Annotated in this window: 4 protein-coding genes; 1 reads left to right on the top strand and 3 read right to left on the bottom strand. The window is 69.7% G+C overall.

The window, feature by feature from the left end; all coding sequences use genetic code 11:
* Nucleotides 1-78: 78 nt before the first annotated feature.
* The 3 genes from AC06E7_RS13690 to purL form a co-directional block, all read right to left on the bottom strand.
* Complete coding sequence (locus AC06E7_RS13690) at nt 79-1,932, bottom strand: S8 family peptidase (RefSeq protein WP_184124692.1); 1,854 nt, start codon at nt 1,930-1,932, stop codon at nt 79-81.
* A 128-nt stretch (nt 1,933-2,060) separates the two neighbouring features.
* Nucleotides 2,061-10,706: an ESPR-type extended signal peptide-containing protein gene (locus AC06E7_RS13685; protein ID WP_478065080.1), complete on the bottom strand. Its 8,646-nt coding sequence runs from the start codon at nt 10,704-10,706 to the stop codon at nt 2,061-2,063.
* Between the two features lie 460 nt (nt 10,707-11,166).
* Complete coding sequence (gene purL / locus AC06E7_RS13680; protein WP_478065079.1) at nt 11,167-15,051, bottom strand: phosphoribosylformylglycinamidine synthase; 3,885 nt, start codon at nt 15,049-15,051, stop codon at nt 11,167-11,169.
* A 310-nt stretch (nt 15,052-15,361) separates the two neighbouring features.
* Here purL and AC06E7_RS13675 point away from each other — a divergent pair, with 310 nt between their 5' ends.
* Nucleotides 15,362-17,464, top strand: a complete 2,103-nt coding sequence (locus tag AC06E7_RS13675; protein WP_478065078.1) for a glycosyl hydrolase family 18 protein — start codon at nt 15,362-15,364, stop codon at nt 17,462-17,464.
* The last annotated feature ends 277 nt before the right edge of the window (nt 17,465-17,741 follow it).

The following is a 17,741-nucleotide window of genomic DNA, read 5'->3' as shown; positions in this document are numbered from 1 at the left end:
GTGATGCCACATGCGGTGGTGGCCAATGAAAAACGGGAGCCCGTCACATGACGGGCTCCCGCAGGGTCTTCCCGGCCGTTACTGGACGGCCTGGATGCTCACGTTGCTGTAAGCCGATTCACCCACCAGCTTGATGTAGTAGGTGCCTGCCACCGGCGCGGTGAAGCGCACGGTTTCACTGTTGCCAGGACGCGCGGACTTGGCATCGAAGTCGGTCGCGGTCGGCTCGGCGCCGGCGCTGACGTACAACGACACGTTGCCGCTGCCGCCGTAGGTGAGGACGCTGAGCGTCTTGCCCGCGGTTGCTTCGAAGCTGTACAGCGTTTCACTGCCACCGGCACCGGTCAGCCCGCTGACCGCCACGCGGTTGGTGAGCGGCGTCGCATCCGGCGCGCAATCGACCGTGCACGGTTCTTCCAGGGCCTTGTCCAGTGCACCCTTGGCATCGACGATGCCGCTGCCGATCGGGGTGGCCGCCGGGATGGTCACCGGGAAGTTGCGTGCGCTCTGCTTGAGCAGCGTTTCCAGCTGCGCCGGGGTCAGCGGGTCCTTGCCGGCCGAGGCCAGCGCGCCCTGTACCAGCGCGGCCACGGCGGCCACGTGCGGCGAGGCCATCGAGGTGCCGCCCATGCCCATGTAGCTGTAGGCACCGGAGGTCGGCGTGGTCAGGCCGTTGTAGCCGGCCTGCCAGACGTAACCGCCCGGGTTGCCATCCACGCCGCCGCCACCGCCCGGACCGGACAGGTCCACGGCCGCGCCGAAGTTGGAATACGACGCGATGCCGCCGGTGATGCGGGTGGCACCTACGGCGATCACGTTGGCGCAGCTGGCCGGGCGGTAGCCCGAGGCATTGGAGGCCTGGTTGCCGGCGGCCACCACCACGGTGGTGCCGCGCGAGACCGCGCCGTTGATCGCATCCTGGTAGGCCGGGTCGCACGCGCCGCCGCCGCCCAGGCTCATGTTGATCACTTCGGCCGGGTTCGGGTTGGCCGGCACGCCGGCTACGGTGCCACCGGACGCCCAGGTGATCGCATCGGCGATGTCGGACAGGTAGCCGCCGCACTTGCCGAGCACGCGCACCGGCAGCACCTTGGCCTTGTAAGCGAGGCCGGCCATGCCGACGGTGTTGTTGGTGGCTTCGGCAACAGTGCCCGACACGTGCGTGCCGTGCCAGGAGCTGTCTTCGGCCAGCGAACCGGCGTAGCACTCGTTGTCGTTCTCTACCCAGTCGCCGTAATCCAGCGCGCCGGGCACGCGTTCATCGGTCGGGCGGCGCGAGGTCTCGGCGTCGCTGATGAAGTCGTAGCCTTCCAGCAGGGTGCCGGCGGCGAAGTCCGGGTGCTGCGGCAGGATGCCGGTGTCCAGCACCGCCACCACCACGCCCTCGCCCTGGGCCACGTCCCACGCGGCCGGCGCGTTCACGCCGCCGGTGGCGCTGTGCAGGTGCCACTGGTACTGCGCGTAGTACTGATCGTTCGGCACCAGCTGCGCGGTTTCCTTGGCGCGCAGGTCGGCGCGCTGCAGCTTGACGTCAGCCGCGGCGTACTGGACCGACGGATCAGCCTGGATTTCCTTCAGCACCTTCTGCAGATCGGCCTGGCTGAGCTTGCCCTGCAGGCGGATCACATCGGCACCGGTGCCGAGCCGGCGCACGACCTGCGGGCTGGCTGCCGCGGCACGCGCGGTGGTGGCGCCGAGGCTGGCGCGCGAAACCGCCGAGGTCACCGTGGCCAGCTTGGCCGAGCGGTCGGAGGCCGCAGCGGTGCCGGTGCGGTACTTGACGATGATGCGTTCGGAACCCTGTTGGGCGGTGCTGGCCTGCTTCGCCGGTTCCTTGACCGGCAAACCGGCGGCATAGGCGCTGGCGCCCACGGACAGCGACAGCACGGCGGCTGCCAGCACGTTGATGCGGAGGTTCTGCTTCTTGGTCACGGTGTAATCCTCTTCAAGGTCATGGATCAAACGACTGTTCAGGCCAACACTCCATGCGGAAACCCCGGCCGGCCCTGGCCAGGGTCTCCGTGACCCGCCCCCTCAGGCCTTGCATTGCATCGGGCGCGTTACCAGCCGAAGCCGGCACCCACGCCCACCGAGCTGTCATCACTGCTGAACGCGCCGCCGACAGTGACCGTGGCGCGGTCGCTGAGGGCACGCTGGTAGCCCAGCGACAACGCCGACTCGCCGCTCTGGAAGCCGACACCGACACCGACGCGGTTCTGCGTGCGGATGCCGGCGGCACTGGTGGCCATGTTCAGCATCGCGGCGTTCATCGCGCCCTGGCGGTCGATGCGGCGGTCCTGGTGGCGCAGGCGCTCATCGATTTCGCCCTTGTAGATGTCGAAGCTGTCGGCCATCGCGCTGTAGCGCTGGTCGGTGTAGCTGTTGGCGGTGGCGATGCCACCGTCCAGCTGGCCCTTGTTGACCGCATCGGTGGCCGCGCTGCCGGCGGCCACGTTGGTGACCTGGCGTTCGGCACCGACGGCACCCACCGAGACCGTGTCGGCGCGGTCGGCGACCGAGCCCTGGCCAAGTGCGACCGAGTTGGCGGCCGTGGCGCTGGCCCCCTGCCCGATCGCGGTGGCCGAGGCCCCGCTGGCCACGGCACCGTCGCCCATCGCCACCGAGGTGACCGGTGCGACGACGGCCGCGACCGGCTGCGGTGCACCGACACTGGCAGCGGTCGGCGTGCCCTGCACGACCGGGGCGTCGGCACTGGCCACGCGGGCGGTGTCGGCGCTGGCGGCGGTGGTTTCGGCCGTGGTCGCCGCCGTATCGGCAGCCTCGGGCGTGGCCGCCACGCTGGCGGTGGACACCGACGCGGAGCGCGCACGTGCCGCGTTGCTGCTGCCACCGGCCACGCGCTGGTCGATTTCGCTGACCTTGGCATCCAGCGCCCCGAGCGCGTCACCCACGTTGTTGTAGGTGCTGCCCTGGATCACGTAGTTGGGCGCGACGAACACGCCCTGCATGCCGACGCTGGCGCCGCCGCCGAGGAAGCTGGCGGTGTCGGTCAGGGCCTGGAACAGCTGCCCGCCATTGACGGCCTGGCGGCTGCCGCTTGCGATCGACCCGGTGGCGACGTTGTCCAGGGTGGTGCCCTCCACGCCCGACAGGGTGAGCCTGTCGCGGCTGCTGTCGTCGTAGGTCAGCGCGTTGGCGGTCACGTTCTCCACCGAGCCGATGCGGTCGTCGATGTCGCCGACGCGGGTTTCCACGGCGCCCACGCGCTGGTTGGTGGTGTTGAGCTGGCCGCCGGTGACCGCATCGGTGCTGCCTGCGGCGATACGACCGGCCGCGACGTTGACGATGCGGCGGGTGGCCGGCGAATCGGTACCGTTGCCGCCACCGACCGAGACCACATTGGCCTCCACCGCACGCGACCCTGCACCCAGCGCCACCGAGTTGGCACCGGACGCACCGGCAGCGGAGCCGATGGCGATGCCGTTGGCGCCGTTGCTGACGAAGGCACCGTTGCCCACGGCCACGCCGTTGGTGGCGTTGGTCGAGGCCAGGCGGCCGACCACGGTGCTGTTGTCACCGCGTGCCGAGGCATCCGCACCGAGCGCCGTGGCGCCGGTGGCCGAGGCGGTGGCCGCGGTACCCACCGCGCTGCTGCGGGTGCCGCTGGCGGTGGCGCCCGAACCGGCGGCCAGCGCATCGGTGCCGCTGGCGTTGGCCACGCCGCTGCCGCTGGCGTCGAAGTGCTGGCCCACGGCATCGGCGGTCGCCGCGACGCTGTCCAGCTGCGCCTTGTTGACCGCATCGGTGGCATTCACTGCCGCACCGACATTGGTGATGCGGCGCGTGGCCGGACCGGTGGTGCCGTTGCCGCCACCGACCGAGACCACGTTGGCTTCGGTGGCACGCGAGCCTGCGCCCAGTGCCACGCTGCCGGTGCCGCTGGCCCAGGCGCTCTTGCCCAGCGCGGTGGCATTGATGCCGCTGTAGGCGTAGCTGTCCTGGCCGATCGCGGTGGAGCCGGCCGAGGTCGCCCATGCCAACTGGCCGACGGCAGTGGTCTGTGCCGCTGTGGCCCAGGCGCTGGCGCCGCCGGCGAAGCTGTTGGCGCCGCTGGCCTGCGCGCTGTTGCCGATGGCGATGCCATACGCGCCGGAGGCGGTGCTGCCCCAACCGAACGCGGAGGCGTAGTCGCCGCTGGCTTCGGCACCGTAGCCGAGCGCGGTGGTGCGCAGCCCGCTGGCGGCACTGAACGCACCCACCGCCGTGCTGTAGTCGCTGCCCGCTTCGGCGCTGTAGCCGACGGCGGACGACTGCAGCCCGGCCGAGGTGGCGCCGGCACCGCTGGCGGTGCTGAACACCCCGGTGGCCTGTGCGCCGGCACCCAGTGCGGTAGCGCCGGTGCCGCTGGCACTGGTCGCCTTGTCGAGCAGCACGTTGCCGTTGGCATCTTCGTAGTACAGCGAACCACCGATGGCGGTGGCCGAATCGGCGGTGGCCGAGGCGTTGTAGCCCGATGCCGACGCATAGCGACCCGACGCCAGCGAACCGCTGCCGTAGGCCGACGCACCGGTGCCGAACGCGTTGGACGCTTCGCCTGCCGCCGTGGCATAGGTGCCATCGACATAGCTGCCCACGTCATCGCCATTGCCGCTGCCCGAAGCCTTGAAGTAGCGGTTGGTTTCCTCGGCGGTATCGGCCACCGCGTTGAGCTGGTCGAGGTTGACCGCGTCGGTGCCCTCGGTACCGGCGGCCACGTTGGTGATCTGCCGCTGCGCAGTGGCGGTGCCGACCGAAACGCTGTTGTCGCGGTCCGCGGTGGACCCCGCACCCAGCGCGACGCTGTTGACGCCGGTGGCGGTGGCGCTTTCGCCCAGCGCGGTGGCGCTGGCGGCATCGGCCCACGAATTCCAGCCGACCGCGGTGGCGTAGTCATCGGTGGCCCACGCACCCGCACCGAACGCCGAGGCGCCGGTCCCCGATGCACGAGCCGGGATGAAACCGAAGAAGGTGCTGCCGCCGACGGCGACACTTTCATCGCCGGTGGCCTCGCTGAACTCGCCGACCGCCACCGCGCTGGCACCGGACGCCGTGGCGGCTGCACCGACTGCGGTTGCATAGGCATTGGAGGCGACTGCGCCATAACCCAGTGCCGAGGACAGCTCGCCGGTGGCTTCGCTGTACCCCCCGAACGCCGATGCACCGGCTTCCGACGCCGTGGAGCGGAAGCCGTTCGCCGTGGCCTGCTGGCCCGACGCGATGGCTTCGCTGCCGCCGGCCGTGCTGTACGCACCGGAGGCCTGCGCACCGGCACCCACCGCGCTGGCACCGATCTCGCTGGCGGCGGCACCGTTGCCGATGGCCACGCTGTTTTCGCCGGTCGCCTGGGCCTCGCTGCCCAGCGCGGCCGCACCTTCGCCGGTGGCGAGCGCGTTGAAGCCGATGGCGGTGGCATTGTTGGCCAGTGCGTTGGCACCACTGCCGAGTGCACTGGCGCCATCGCCGATCGCATTGGACGCTTCACCCGCCGCCAGGGCGTTGTCGCCTTCCACATAGGCACCGGCATCGCTGTCGTCGCTGCCGCTGGCCTGGAAGTACTTGCTGGTGGTTTCAGCCACCGCAGCCACTTCCTTCAGCTGAGCCACGTTCACCGCATCGGTGTCTTCGGTACCGGCACCCACGTTGGTGATCTGGCGGTCAATCGCGTCATGCACCACGCCGGCCGCATCGGTCCAGGCTTCGGCCGCACCGACCGATACCGTGTTGGCACGATCCGCCAGCGTGCCGGCGCCGAGCGCGACACTGTTGTCGGCGTCCTTGGTGGTCCAGGTGTTGCTGCCCACCACGGTCGAGTTCAGCGCCTGCGCGTAGCTGTTGTAGCCAACCACGGTGGCACCATCTTCGGTGGCCCACGCCTCGCTGCCGACGGCCGTGGTCTGGATGCCCTGGGTGCTGCTGTTGGCATCGGCGCCGGCCAAGGCGTTGAAGCCGACCGCCACGCCGTTCTGTGCGGTGGCCGCGTTGTTGCCCAGCGCCACGCCGTACTCGCCGGCATTGGCCTGCACGCCGAACGCCGCACCGGCCACGTTGGCACGCGTGCCCTGGCCCACTGCGGTGGCTACTTCGTCCGCGTAGCTGTATGTACCGATCGCGGTGCCGAAGAAGGCAGCCGTGGCGCCCGCGCCGAACGCACTCGCGGCCCAACCGTCGGCGGTGGCGAAGTTGCCGATCGCCGTGGTTTCGCGACCCAGCGCCCACGCCCCGTACCCTACTGCGGTGGATGCCAGGCCACTGGACTCCGCGCCCGCACCGACCGCCACCGAGCCGAAGCCCTGCGACAACGCGCCGCCGCCGATGGCGATGGCGGCGCCGCCACTGGCGGTGCTCAGGTCACCGAGGGCGACCGCGCCCTGCCCGCTGCTGGCCGCGTTGCTGCCGATGGCGACTGCATAATCGGCGGTCGCCGTGGCATTGAAACCCACTGCCGTCGCCTCGTTGGCAACCACCGTGCTGCCCGCACCCAGCGCGGTGGCGCCGTTGCCGATGGCATTGCTGGCCTCACCGGCCGCCAGCGCGTCATCGCCGTCGACGAAGGCACCGGCATCGCTGGCATCGCTGCCGCTGGCCTGGAAGTACTTGCTGGTCGTGGTGGCGGTATCGGCCACGGCGTTGAGCTGGTCCAGGTTGACCGCATCGGTGCCTTCGGTACCGGCGGCCACGTTGGTGACCTGGCGCTCGCTGCCGGCGCTGCCGACCGACACGCTGTCGTCGCGGTCGGCGATCGAATCCGCACCGAGCGCCACGCTGTTTTCGCCTTCGGACGTCGCCGCGTTGCCCAGCGCGGTGCTGTTCAACCCGGGCGACCACGCACCACCGCCGACGGCGGTGGAATAGTTGCCGGAGGCTTCGGTGGGCAGCAGGCCGAACAGCGCACCGCCGATGGCCACGCTGTTGGTGCCGCTGGCCAGGCTGCCCTGGCCGGTGGCGGTGCTGTAGGCACCGGTGGCTTCGGCGTCGCCACCGAGCGCGACGCTGTTGGAACCGGTGGCCTGGGCGAAGCTGCCCAGCGCGGTGGCGTTGAACGCGGTGGCGGCGGCGTAGCCACCGATGGCGGTGGTGTAGCCGGCAGTCGCTTCCGAGGCGAAACCGTAGCCGGCCGACAAGGTGCCGCTGACCACGCTTTCCGCGCCGACCGCAGTGGCGCCCGAACCGCTGGCGGTGCTGTAGTAACCCAGCGCCACCGATTCCTCACCGGCCGCTTCGGACAGCGCGCCGCTGGCGAGGCTGCCGGCGCCCGAGGCGATGCTGGCCGCGCCATTGGCAGTGCTCTGCTCGCCCGAGGCGAGGCTTTCGGCACCGTTGGCGGTGGCGTATTCGGCAGTGGCCTGTGCATCGGCACCGGTGGCGGTGGCATTGCCTGCGCTGGCAAGTGCATTCAGGCCAACCGCGGTGGCGCCGTCAGCGAGTGCGAACGCACCACTGCCGACTGCCGAGGCGCCCGTGCCACTGGCGAAGCTGCTGGAGCCCACTGCCGTGGCGTAGTCGCCATCGGTCGCAGCGTTGGAACCGGCGGCCACGCTTTCTTCGCCACCCACTACTGCCACGCCATCGCCGCTTGCCTGGAACTTGTCGGTGGCGGCCGTGAGCTGATCGACGTTGACGGCATCGGTACCTTCCGTGCCGGCCGCGACCTGGGTGATCTGGCGCTGCTGGTCGTCATTGCCGACCGATACGGTGTACGCGCGGTCGGCGCGTGCGCCAGCGCCCAGCGCCACCGCGTTGGAGGCACTGGCATTGCTGCCCGCGCCGATGCCGATCGCGCTTTCGCCGCCGGCCACGACATTCGTGCCGATGGCGATGGTGTTGATGCTGTTGCCCAGCGCCTGGTAACCCACCGCGACGCTGTTGTCGCCGTAGCCGAACGCACCGCGACCGAGCGCGGTGGAGCTGTTGCCGCGCGCCCAGCTGTTGTAACCGATCGAGGTAGCACCGCTGCCATCGGCCCAGGCCGCATAACCGACGGCGGTGGCATTGGCCTCGGTCGCCCACGCACTGGAACCGAACGCGGTGGCACCATCGCTGGTGGCCCACGCATAGGCACCGGTGGCGGTGCTCTCGCTGCCGCTGGCGAAGGCGTTGTCGCCCTGCGCCACGCTGTACTCACCCGTGGCGCGCGACTTGTAGCCCTGCGCCAGGCTGTTGTCGCCGGTGGCCTGTGCGCCACTGCCGTACGCGTTGCTCTGCGCGCCGGTGGCCTGTGCACCTGCACCGACGGCAACGGCATCCTGCGCGGCGGTGGTGCCCACGGTCACCGCGTTGCCATCGGCATCCACGATCGGCGAGTTGTACTGGTCGTAGGCCTGGCCGACGCCACCAATGGCGACGCTGCCGTTGCCGGTGGCGGCGACATTGCGGCCCACGGCCACCGTGTCATCGCCCACTGCAGACGCACCGTTGCCCACCGAGGTGGCGCCTGCGCCGATGGCATTGCTGGCCTCGCCTGCAGCGAGCGCGCCGTCGCCATCGGCGAACGCGCCCACGTCGCTGTCCTGCGAGGCGTTGGCCTTGAAGCGGTACGCGGTGCTGTCGGCGGTGTCGGCGACAGCATCCAACTGCGCCTTGTTGACCGCATCGGTGGCTTCGCTGCCGGCGGCGACATGGGTGATCTGGCGTTCATTGCCGACATCGCCGACCGACACCGTGTTGTCGCGCACGGCGGTGGAATTGGCGCCCAGGGCGACGCTGTTGGCGCCGCGCGCGGTGCTGTAGAAGCCGACGGCGGTGCTCAGTTCACCACTGGCCCAGCTTTCCGCACCGAGTGCGGACGCGCCTTCGCCCGGTGCGTACGCGAAGTAGCCCACGGCGGTGGCTTCGGTGCCGGAGGCTTCGCTGAGCGTGCCGTTGGCCACGGCGTAATCGCCGCTGGCAATCGCACCGGCGCCGACCGCGGTGGCGGCCTCGCCACTGGCCTGGGTATCGACGAAGAAGCCCAGGCCGGGAATCAGGTCGACCGGACCGCCGATGGCGGTGCTGCTGGTGCCGCTGGCCGCGCTCTGCGTGCCCACCGCCGTGGCGTAGTCGCCGGTGGCATTGGCCACCGCGCCGAACGCCGACGACTGTGCGCCGGCCGCATAGGCGCCGACGCCATACGACGAGGCGGCAAAGCCCGCCGCTTCCGCGCTGGCACCGACGGCGGTGCCACCGACGCCGGCGCTGGTGGCGCCGGTATCGACCGGCACGCCGCCGTTGGTGATCAGCGGGTTGCCGTCTTCATCTACGGCAGTGCCGCCCACGGCCACGCTGCCCGGGCCGTTGGCCTGCGCGTTGGTGCCGAAGGCGGCGCTGTTCTGGCCGCTGGCCAGCGCGTTGTAACCCACGGCGGTTGCGTTCTGCGCGACCGCGGTGGCGCCGCTGCCGAGCGCGGTGGTGCCGGCGCCGAGCGCATTGGTGGCTTCGCCCACGGCCGTGGCGTTGTCGCCGTCGGCAAAGGCGCCCGCGTCGCTGTCGGCGCTGCCGGTAGCCTGCACGTACTTCGCGGTGGTGCCTGCCACCTCACCCACCTCGTCGAGCTGGGCCTTGTTCACCGCATCACCGGCTTCGGTGCCGGCGGCGACGTTGGTGATCTGCCGTTGCAGGCCGTTGTTGTTGCCGACCGACACGGTGTCCACGCGATCGGCGTAGGAGCCTGCACCCAGCGCGACGCTGCCGACCGCAACCGCTGCGGAGTTGGAACCCAGCGCCGCACTGAAGTCGGCCACCGCCGTGCTGAACGCACCCACCGCAATCGAGGCTTCGCCGCCGCTGCCGGCGCCGCGGCCGAGCGAGGTGCTGCCCGCGCCGATCGCCAGTGCGCCGCCACCAATGGCGGTGGCGCCATCGGCGCTGGCTTCGGCCAGCCCGCCAATCGCGGTGGCTGCGCCGTTTTCGCTGGCGGCAAACGCGGACGCGCCCAGCGCCACGTCACCCAGTCCGAACGCCATCGCGCTCTGGCCCACCGCAACGGTGGCATCGCCGATGGCCAGGCTGTTCTGGCCGAATGCGCTGCCGCCCAGGCCGGCGGCAACGGCATCGCTGCCTACCGCCGTGGTGGCGTTGGCCAGCGCCTGGCTGTTGCGGCCCAGCGCGGTGGCGCCGTCGCCGTCGGCATTGGCACTGGCGCCGGCAGCGAGTGCACCTTCGCCCTCGATGCGGGCTGCATCGCTGTCGTTGCCTTCGCCGTCCGCCTTGAAGTAGCGCGTTGCGCTGGCGGCCGTTGCAGCGACGGTGTCGAGCTGCGCCTTGTTCACCGCATCGGTCGCCGCAGTACCGGCCGCCACGTTGGTGACCTGGCGCTCCTTGCCGGCATCACCGACCGACACCGTGTTGGCGCGTGCGGCGCGCGAGCCGGCACCGAGCGCCACGCTGTTGGCCGCCGAGGCGGTGCTGTTGCTGCCGATGGCCACGGCGTTCGCGCCCGATGCGGTCGCATTGCCATCCACCACGCAGCTGTCGATCACGTTGCTGTTGAGCACCACGCAGTTGGCATTGCCGCCCACTTCCACTGACTGCGCATGCGCGTCGGACATCGCCCCGGTCATGCCCAATCCAAGCGTCAACGCAATGGCGGTGGAGAGCACGGCGCCACCGCGCGTGGCGGAAGATCGTCGCTGATCGATGACCACGCCCGGGGTCTGGCTGCTGGCGAGTTCGGAGGCAACGACCATCTGCCCCAGTGCTTTGTTCCAGACCTTGCGATAAATCCGATTCATCGATGCGACTCCTGGTTGGCTGGTTTTGGGCAAAGCGACGCCAACGCCAGGCCGCGTGGCCCAACGTCCCCTGGGGGCGTTTTCCGCTTGATTTACTGCGTTGTGCCGGATGGCGCGCTATCGGCGCGATCAACGAACAGAGAACTCGCCATCCTTGCGGTTGATTCCGAACTGAACGATTGCAAACTGAGAACTCAGTGTTAACGCACGGTTTCCATGGCGTCAAGACTTTGACAGACGAAAGTGTTCGAACGCGCAAGGCGTCACACATTCGACTATTCATCAACGCATTTTGTTAGATCGATGTGAGCATTCGCCATCACGCGACTTCACACATGTAACGCGCTGTAACTCGTTGGCTGTGCTCGACTTGAACGCCGCCCAAAAAAAACCGCCGAACAGGTCGGCGGTCTTTTTTCACTTCTCTTTCACTCGTCTTTCACGCGGCGTGCACCGTCGTTCAGCCGCACCATACTCTTGCGTTGCGGAACATGCGCAGCCACGGCGAGTCGCCGTTCCAGTCCGCCGGACGCCAGCTGAGGTTCACCGCGCGCGGGGTGCGCTCGGGGTGCGGCATCATGATCGTCACGCGGCCATCGGTGGTGGTCAGGCCGGTGATGCCGTCGGGCGAGCCGTTCGGGTTCAGCGGGTACTGGGTGGCCACGTTGCCGTCGCCATCGACATACCGCAGCGACACGCGGGCGGCGGCCTGGTCGACGGCATTGGCGAACACCGCCTGGCCTTCGCCGTGCGCCACCGCCACCGGCAGGCGCGAACCGGCCATGCCACGCAGCAGGATCGACGGCGATTCGACGATCTCCAGCAACGCGGTGCGGGCTTCGAACTGCTCGCTGCGGTTACGCCGGAACTGCGGCCAGTGCTCGGCACCGGGGATGATGTCCTTGAGCTGGCTCAGCATCTGGCAGCCGTTGCACACGCCCAGCGCGAAGCTGTCCTGGCGGGCGAAGAAGCCGGCAAAGGCATCACGCAGCGCGCTGCGCTCCAGCACCGAGGTGGCCCAGCCGCGGCCCGCACCCAGCACGTCGCCGTAGCTGAAGCCGCCACAGGCGGCCAGGCCGGTGAAATCGGCCAGGTCGACGCGGCCGGCGATCAGGTCGCTCATGTGCACGTCCACGCTGCGGAAGCCGGCGCGTTCGAAGATGTTGGCCATTTCGATCTGGCCGTTGACGCCCTGCTCGCGCAGCACCGCCACGCGCGGACGCGCGCCGGTGTTGATGAACGGCGCTGCCACATCCTCATTGAGGTCGAAGCTGAGCTTCGGCTTCAGGCCCGGCGCGGTGAAGCTGCGCGCGATGGCGCGCTCCTGGTCGGCGTTGTCGGGGTTGTCGCGCAGCTTCTGCATGGCGTGGGTGACCGACCACCAGGCATCGAACAACGCTTCCCAGCGCCATTCAACCAGGCTTTCGCCCTGCAGCGACACGCGCACCACCGGGGCGGTGGTCGGGCGGGCGATGCGCTGGGCACATTCGGTCAGCGCGTGGCGCTCCACCAGGTCGGCGAAGGCCGCGCGGTCTTCGCGGGCGATCTGCACCACCGCACCCAGCTCTTCGTTGAACAGGCTGCGGAACGGATCATCGCCCCACGCATCCAGGGTGATGTCCAGGCCCTGGCGCGAGGCGAAGGCCATTTCGCACAGCGCGGCGAACGCGCCGCCGTCGCTGCGGTCGTGGTAGGCCAGCAGCAGGCCGGACTGGCGTGCATCGCGGATCAGTTCGAAGAACGCACGCAGGCGCTGCGGGTCATCCAGGTCCGGCACGGCACCGGCAAACGCCGGCAGCGCGCTGTGGTCGGCGTGCACCTGGGCCAGGATCGACCCGCCCAGGCGCTGCTTGCCGGCGCCCAGGCCGATCAGCCAGAGCTCGCTTTCCGTCTCGCGGTCCAGCAGCGGGGTCAGCTGGGTGCTGGCATCGGCCACCGGCGCGAACGCGGTGATCACCAGCGACACCGGCGACACCGACTTGTGCGCCTCACCGGCGTCGTGCCACTGCGCCTGCATGGACAGCGAGTCCTTGCCGACCGGGATGCTCAAGTCCAGCTGCGGGCACAGTTCCATGCCCACTGCGCGCACGGCGTCGTACAGCAGCGCGTCTTCGCCGTTGTGGCCCGCCGCGGCCATCCAGTTCGCCGAGAGCTTCACCGTTTCCAGCGCATCGACCGGGGCCGCGCACAGGTTGGTGATCGCCTCACCCACTGCCATGCGCGCCGAGGCGGCGGCATCGAGCAGCGCCAGCGGGGTGCGCTCGCCGATCGACATCGCTTCGCCGGCCAGCGTATCGAAGCCGGCCAGAGTGATGGCAACGTCGGACAGCGGCAGCTGCCACGGACCGATCATCTGTTCGCGTGCGGTCAGGCCACCGACGCTGCGGTCACCGATGGTGACCAGGAAGTTCTTCGACGCCACCGACGGGTGCGCCAACACGCGCAGGCCGGCCTCGTGCAGGTCCAGGCCGCCGGTCTTCAGCGACGGCCAGCGCGGCGCCGGCGGGTGCGCGGTGTCGCGGTGCATCTTCGGCGGCTTGCCGAACAGCACGTCCATCGGCAGGTCGATCGGGGCGTCGGCCGGAATGTTGCCGACCGTCGCGCCATAGGCGACCACCAGGCGTTCTTCGGCCGTGGCCACGCCGACCGCGGCGAACGGGCAGCGCTCGCGCGCGCACAGCGCGGCGAACTCGGCCAGGCGCGCCTGCGGCACGCCGAGCACATAGCGCTCCTGCGATTCGTTGCACCACAGCTGCATCGGCGACAGCGACGGGTCATCGGTGGGCACCTTGCCCAGGTCGATCACGCCGCCCACGCCGGAGTCGTGCAGCAGCTCGGGAATCGCGTTGGACAGGCCACCGGCGCCGACGTCATGGAACCAGCGGATCGGGTTGTCCAGGCCCAGCGCGACGCAGCGGTCGATCACTTCCTGGCAGCGGCGTTCCATTTCCGGGTTGTCGCGCTGCACGCTGGCGAAATCCAGGTCCTCGGCGCTTTCGCCGGAGGCCACCGAACTGGCGGCACCGCCGCCCAGGCCGATCAGCATGGCCGGGCCACCGAGCACGATCACCGCATCGCCCGGCTGCAGCTTGAGCTTTTCGACCTGGACCTGGTCGATCGCACCGAGGCCGCCGGCCAGCATGATCGGCTTGTCGTAGGCGCGGGTCAGGCCGTCGCCTTCGGGCAGCTCGAAGCTGCGGAAGTAGCCCAACAGGTTCGGGCGGCCGAATTCGTTGTTGAACGCGGCGCCGCCGAGCGGACCTTCCAGCATGATGTCCAGCGCTGGCGCCATGCGCGGGTTCAGCGCGCGCGGCGCTTCCCACGGCTGCGGCAGGGTCGGGATGCGCAGGTGCGAGACCGAGAAGCCGGTCAGGCCGGCCTTGGGCTTGCCGCCGCGGCCGGTGGCGCCTTCGTCGCGGATCTCGCCGCCGGCGCCGGTGGAGGCGCCCGGGAACGGCGCGATCGCGGTCGGGTGGTTGTGCGTTTCCACCTTGATGCAGAACGCCGAATCGACCACCGCTTCGCTGCGGTATTCGCCCGTGGCCGGGTCCGGCCGATAGCGCGCGGCCGGGAAGCCGGCCACCACCGCCGCGTTGTCGCTGTACGCGCTGAGCGTGTGCTGCGGGGTCTGCTGGTGGGTGTTCTTGATCATGCGGAACAGCGAATGGGCCTGGTCGGCGCCATCGATGGTCCAGCTGGCATTGAAGATCTTGTGCCGGCAGTGCTCCGAGTTCGCCTGCGCGAACATCATCAGTTCCACGTCCGACGGCTTGCGGCCCAGCTCGCCGAAGCGCTGGCGCAGGTAGTCGATCTCGTCCTGGGCCATGGCCAGGCCCAGGCGGCGGTTGGCCGCTTCCAGGTCTTCCAGCGCTACCCGCTCCAGCTCGCCACGGGCCGGCGCGGTGAACAGCGCCTGGGCCTGGGCGGCATCGTCCAGCACCGACTGGGTCATCGGGTCGTGCAGCGCGCGGATGACCGCCTCGCGCGCGGCCGCGTCGGCCGGCCAGCCGGCCAGGTCGATGCGCAGGCCACGTTCCACCCGGCGGATCGGCTGCCCGGCGCCACGCACCAGTTCGGTGGCCTTGCTCGACCACGGCGACAGCGTGCCCAGGCGCGGCACCACGAAGCGGCTGGTTGCCCCGTCCTCGCGTACTGCCGGGGCCGGCTCGGCTTCCAGGATCCGGGTCAGGACCACCGGGTCCGGGGCGGCATCGCCCTCGGTCTGGATGAAGTACACATGCCAGGCACCGGTAATGCGCAGATCGGCGGCCAGGGACTGGAGGCGGGATTCAAGACGTTCGCGGCGGAACGGCGAAAGGGCGGATGCGCCCTCGAGGACCATCATGTCCGGGGAACCGTGGTTGGGAACGGGGCCCACTATTGTACCGGTCCGTGCCGGCCGGTGGTCGGTCCCGGGGTCGGTTGCAGCCCGGTCCGGGCGCTCCGCCTGAACGAACCGGCACCCCGAACCTTGCGCTGGCGCACGGATTGGTTGGACAAACCATGACAACGTTGCCACCACCTGCCCCGCCTAGAGCCCGGCAGGCCCGCGTCCGCCCCCTCTGCTGTTGCCGGCCTCTCTCACCGGCCCCGGACCTGCTGCAACGCTGGCGACACCCTGCCGCCCAGCGCCCACCACCTGATCGGAGTACGACATGGCTGACCCGATTGCGCGCAGTACGGTGACATCGTTATCTCCCCGCCGCCCCGCCCGGCCCCGCCGCTGGCTGCTGGCCCTCGCCCTGGGCTCGGCGGCTCTGAGCCCCGGCCTCGCCCTGGCCGCCAGCTGTACCGGCGTGCCGGAGTGGAACGGCAACGCGATCTACCTTGCCGGCAGCACCCTGCAGAAAGGCGGCGTGCTGTACCGGGCCAACCAGGACATCTGGAACGCCCCGCCCGACCACCCGGCCGGCGCGCCGTACTACACCAACCTGGGCGCCTGCGACAGCGGCGGCAGCAACCAGGCCCCCAGCGTCAGCCTCACATCGCCGGCCAACGGCGCCAGCTTCAGCGCCGGCAGCACCATCACCGTCAGCGCCAACGCCAGTGACGCCGACGGCAGCGTGAGCAAGGTCGAATTCTTCCGTGGCGGCACCTCGCTCGGCATCGACACCAGCGCGCCCTACAGCGTGAGCTGGGCCAACGCGGCGGCCGGCACCCATACCTTCAAGGCCGTGGCGACGGACAACAACAACGCCGTGACCTCGTCGGCCACGGTCAGCGTGACCGTCAACGCCGCCAGCAACGATACCACCCCGCCCAGCGTGCCGGGCGGCCTGTCGTCGCCGTCCAAGACCGCCACCACCGTCAACCTGGCCTGGAGCGCGGCCACCGACAACAGTGGCGGCAGCGGCGTGGCCGGCTACGACGTGTACCGCAACGGCACCCTGGTCGGCTCGCCCAACGCCACCCAGTACACCGATGGCGGTCTCACCGCCAGCACCGCCTACACCTACGCCGTGCGGGCCCGCGACAACGCCGGCAATGCCTCGGCCCGCAGTGCCACCATCAGCGTGACCACCAGTGCAGGGGGCGGCAGTGGCGGCAACAAGCGCGTCATCGGCTACTTCACCCAGTGGGGCATCTACGGGCGCAACTACCGGGTCAAGAACATCGACACCAGCGGTTCGGCCAGCAAGCTGACCCACATCAACTACGCCTTCGGCAACGTGCGCAACAACCGCTGCGAAGTGGGCGTCACCCAGGCCTCCGACCCGAACACCGGGGTGGGCGGCGATGCGTTCGCCGATTACACCAAGGCGTTCCAGGCTGGTGAGAGCGTCAGCGGCAGCGCCGATACCTGGGACCAGCCGCTGCGCGGCAACTGGAACCAGCTCAAGCAGCTCAAAGCCAAGCACCCGAACGTGAAGGTACTGATCTCGCTCGGTGGCTGGACCTGGTCGCGCGGCTTCTCCAGCGCGGCGCAGCCAGCCAACCGCCAGGCCTTCGTGGCCTCGTGCATCGACGCCTACATCAAGGGCAACCTGCCGGTGACCGACGGTGCCGGTGGCGTGGGCGCGGCGGCAGGCGTGTTCGACGGCATCGACATCGACTGGGAATACCCGGTGGCGTGCGGCATCGCCTGCGGGACCCCGGCCGACAATGCCAACTTCACCGCGCTGATGGCCGAATTCCGCCGCCAGCTCGATGCGGTGCGCCCGGGCCTGCTGCTCACGGTGGCGGTCGGTGCAGGCATCGACAAGATCCGCGTGACCGATCCGGCGGCGTATCACCCGTACCTGGATTTCATCAACGTGATGACGTACGACTTCCACGGCGCGTTCGATCCGAAGACCGGGCACCATTCGGCGCTGTTCGATTCGCCGGCCGATCCCTCCACCGGTGATGTGAAGCTGTACAACAGCAACGATGCGATGGAAGCCTTCCTCGCCCGCGGGGTGCCGGCCAGCAAGCTCAACCTGGGTATCGGCTTCTACGGCCGCGGCTGGACCAACGTGCCCAACGTCAACAACGGGCTGTACCAGACCGGCTCGGCCGCACCGGGTACCTACGAGGCGGGCATCGAAGACTGGAAGGTATTGAAGAACCTCAACCATCCGGTCTTCACCGATGCCACCGCGCGGGCCACCTGGAGCTACAACGGCACCACGTTCTGGAGCTTCGACACCCCGGCGATGGTGACCGAGAAGATGGGCTACGTGAAAACCCAAGGACTCGGCGGTGCGTTCTTCTGGGAGTTCAGTGGCGATGATACCCAGGGCACGCTGGTGAACACGATCAGCAATGGGTTGAAGTAAACGGCAGTGCGCCCGGAGCGGCATCGCTCCGGGCGCTTCGCTTCATATTGTCCATGTCGCGACCGCCGCAAAGTGAATCGTTTTTGAAAGTAGCGGCCAAGTGCAGTAGACAGAATGATGCGGTCAACGACTCAGCCCTCCTCGGGATGCCCGCATGCCCAGCCCGCCGGTCACTGCTGCCAGCACAGCCGCTACCGTTACCCGGTTGCACACCTTCTCCAGTGTCCCGCCACCGGTTCCGCCGCGCCCGACCGCGTCACCGGCAGCACCGCCTTCC

This window comes from Stenotrophomonas sp. Steno-Z4 (assembly GCF_056393145.1).
The sequence above is the reverse complement of the archived record's forward strand: the minus strand, read 5'-3'. Positions and strand labels throughout refer to the sequence as shown.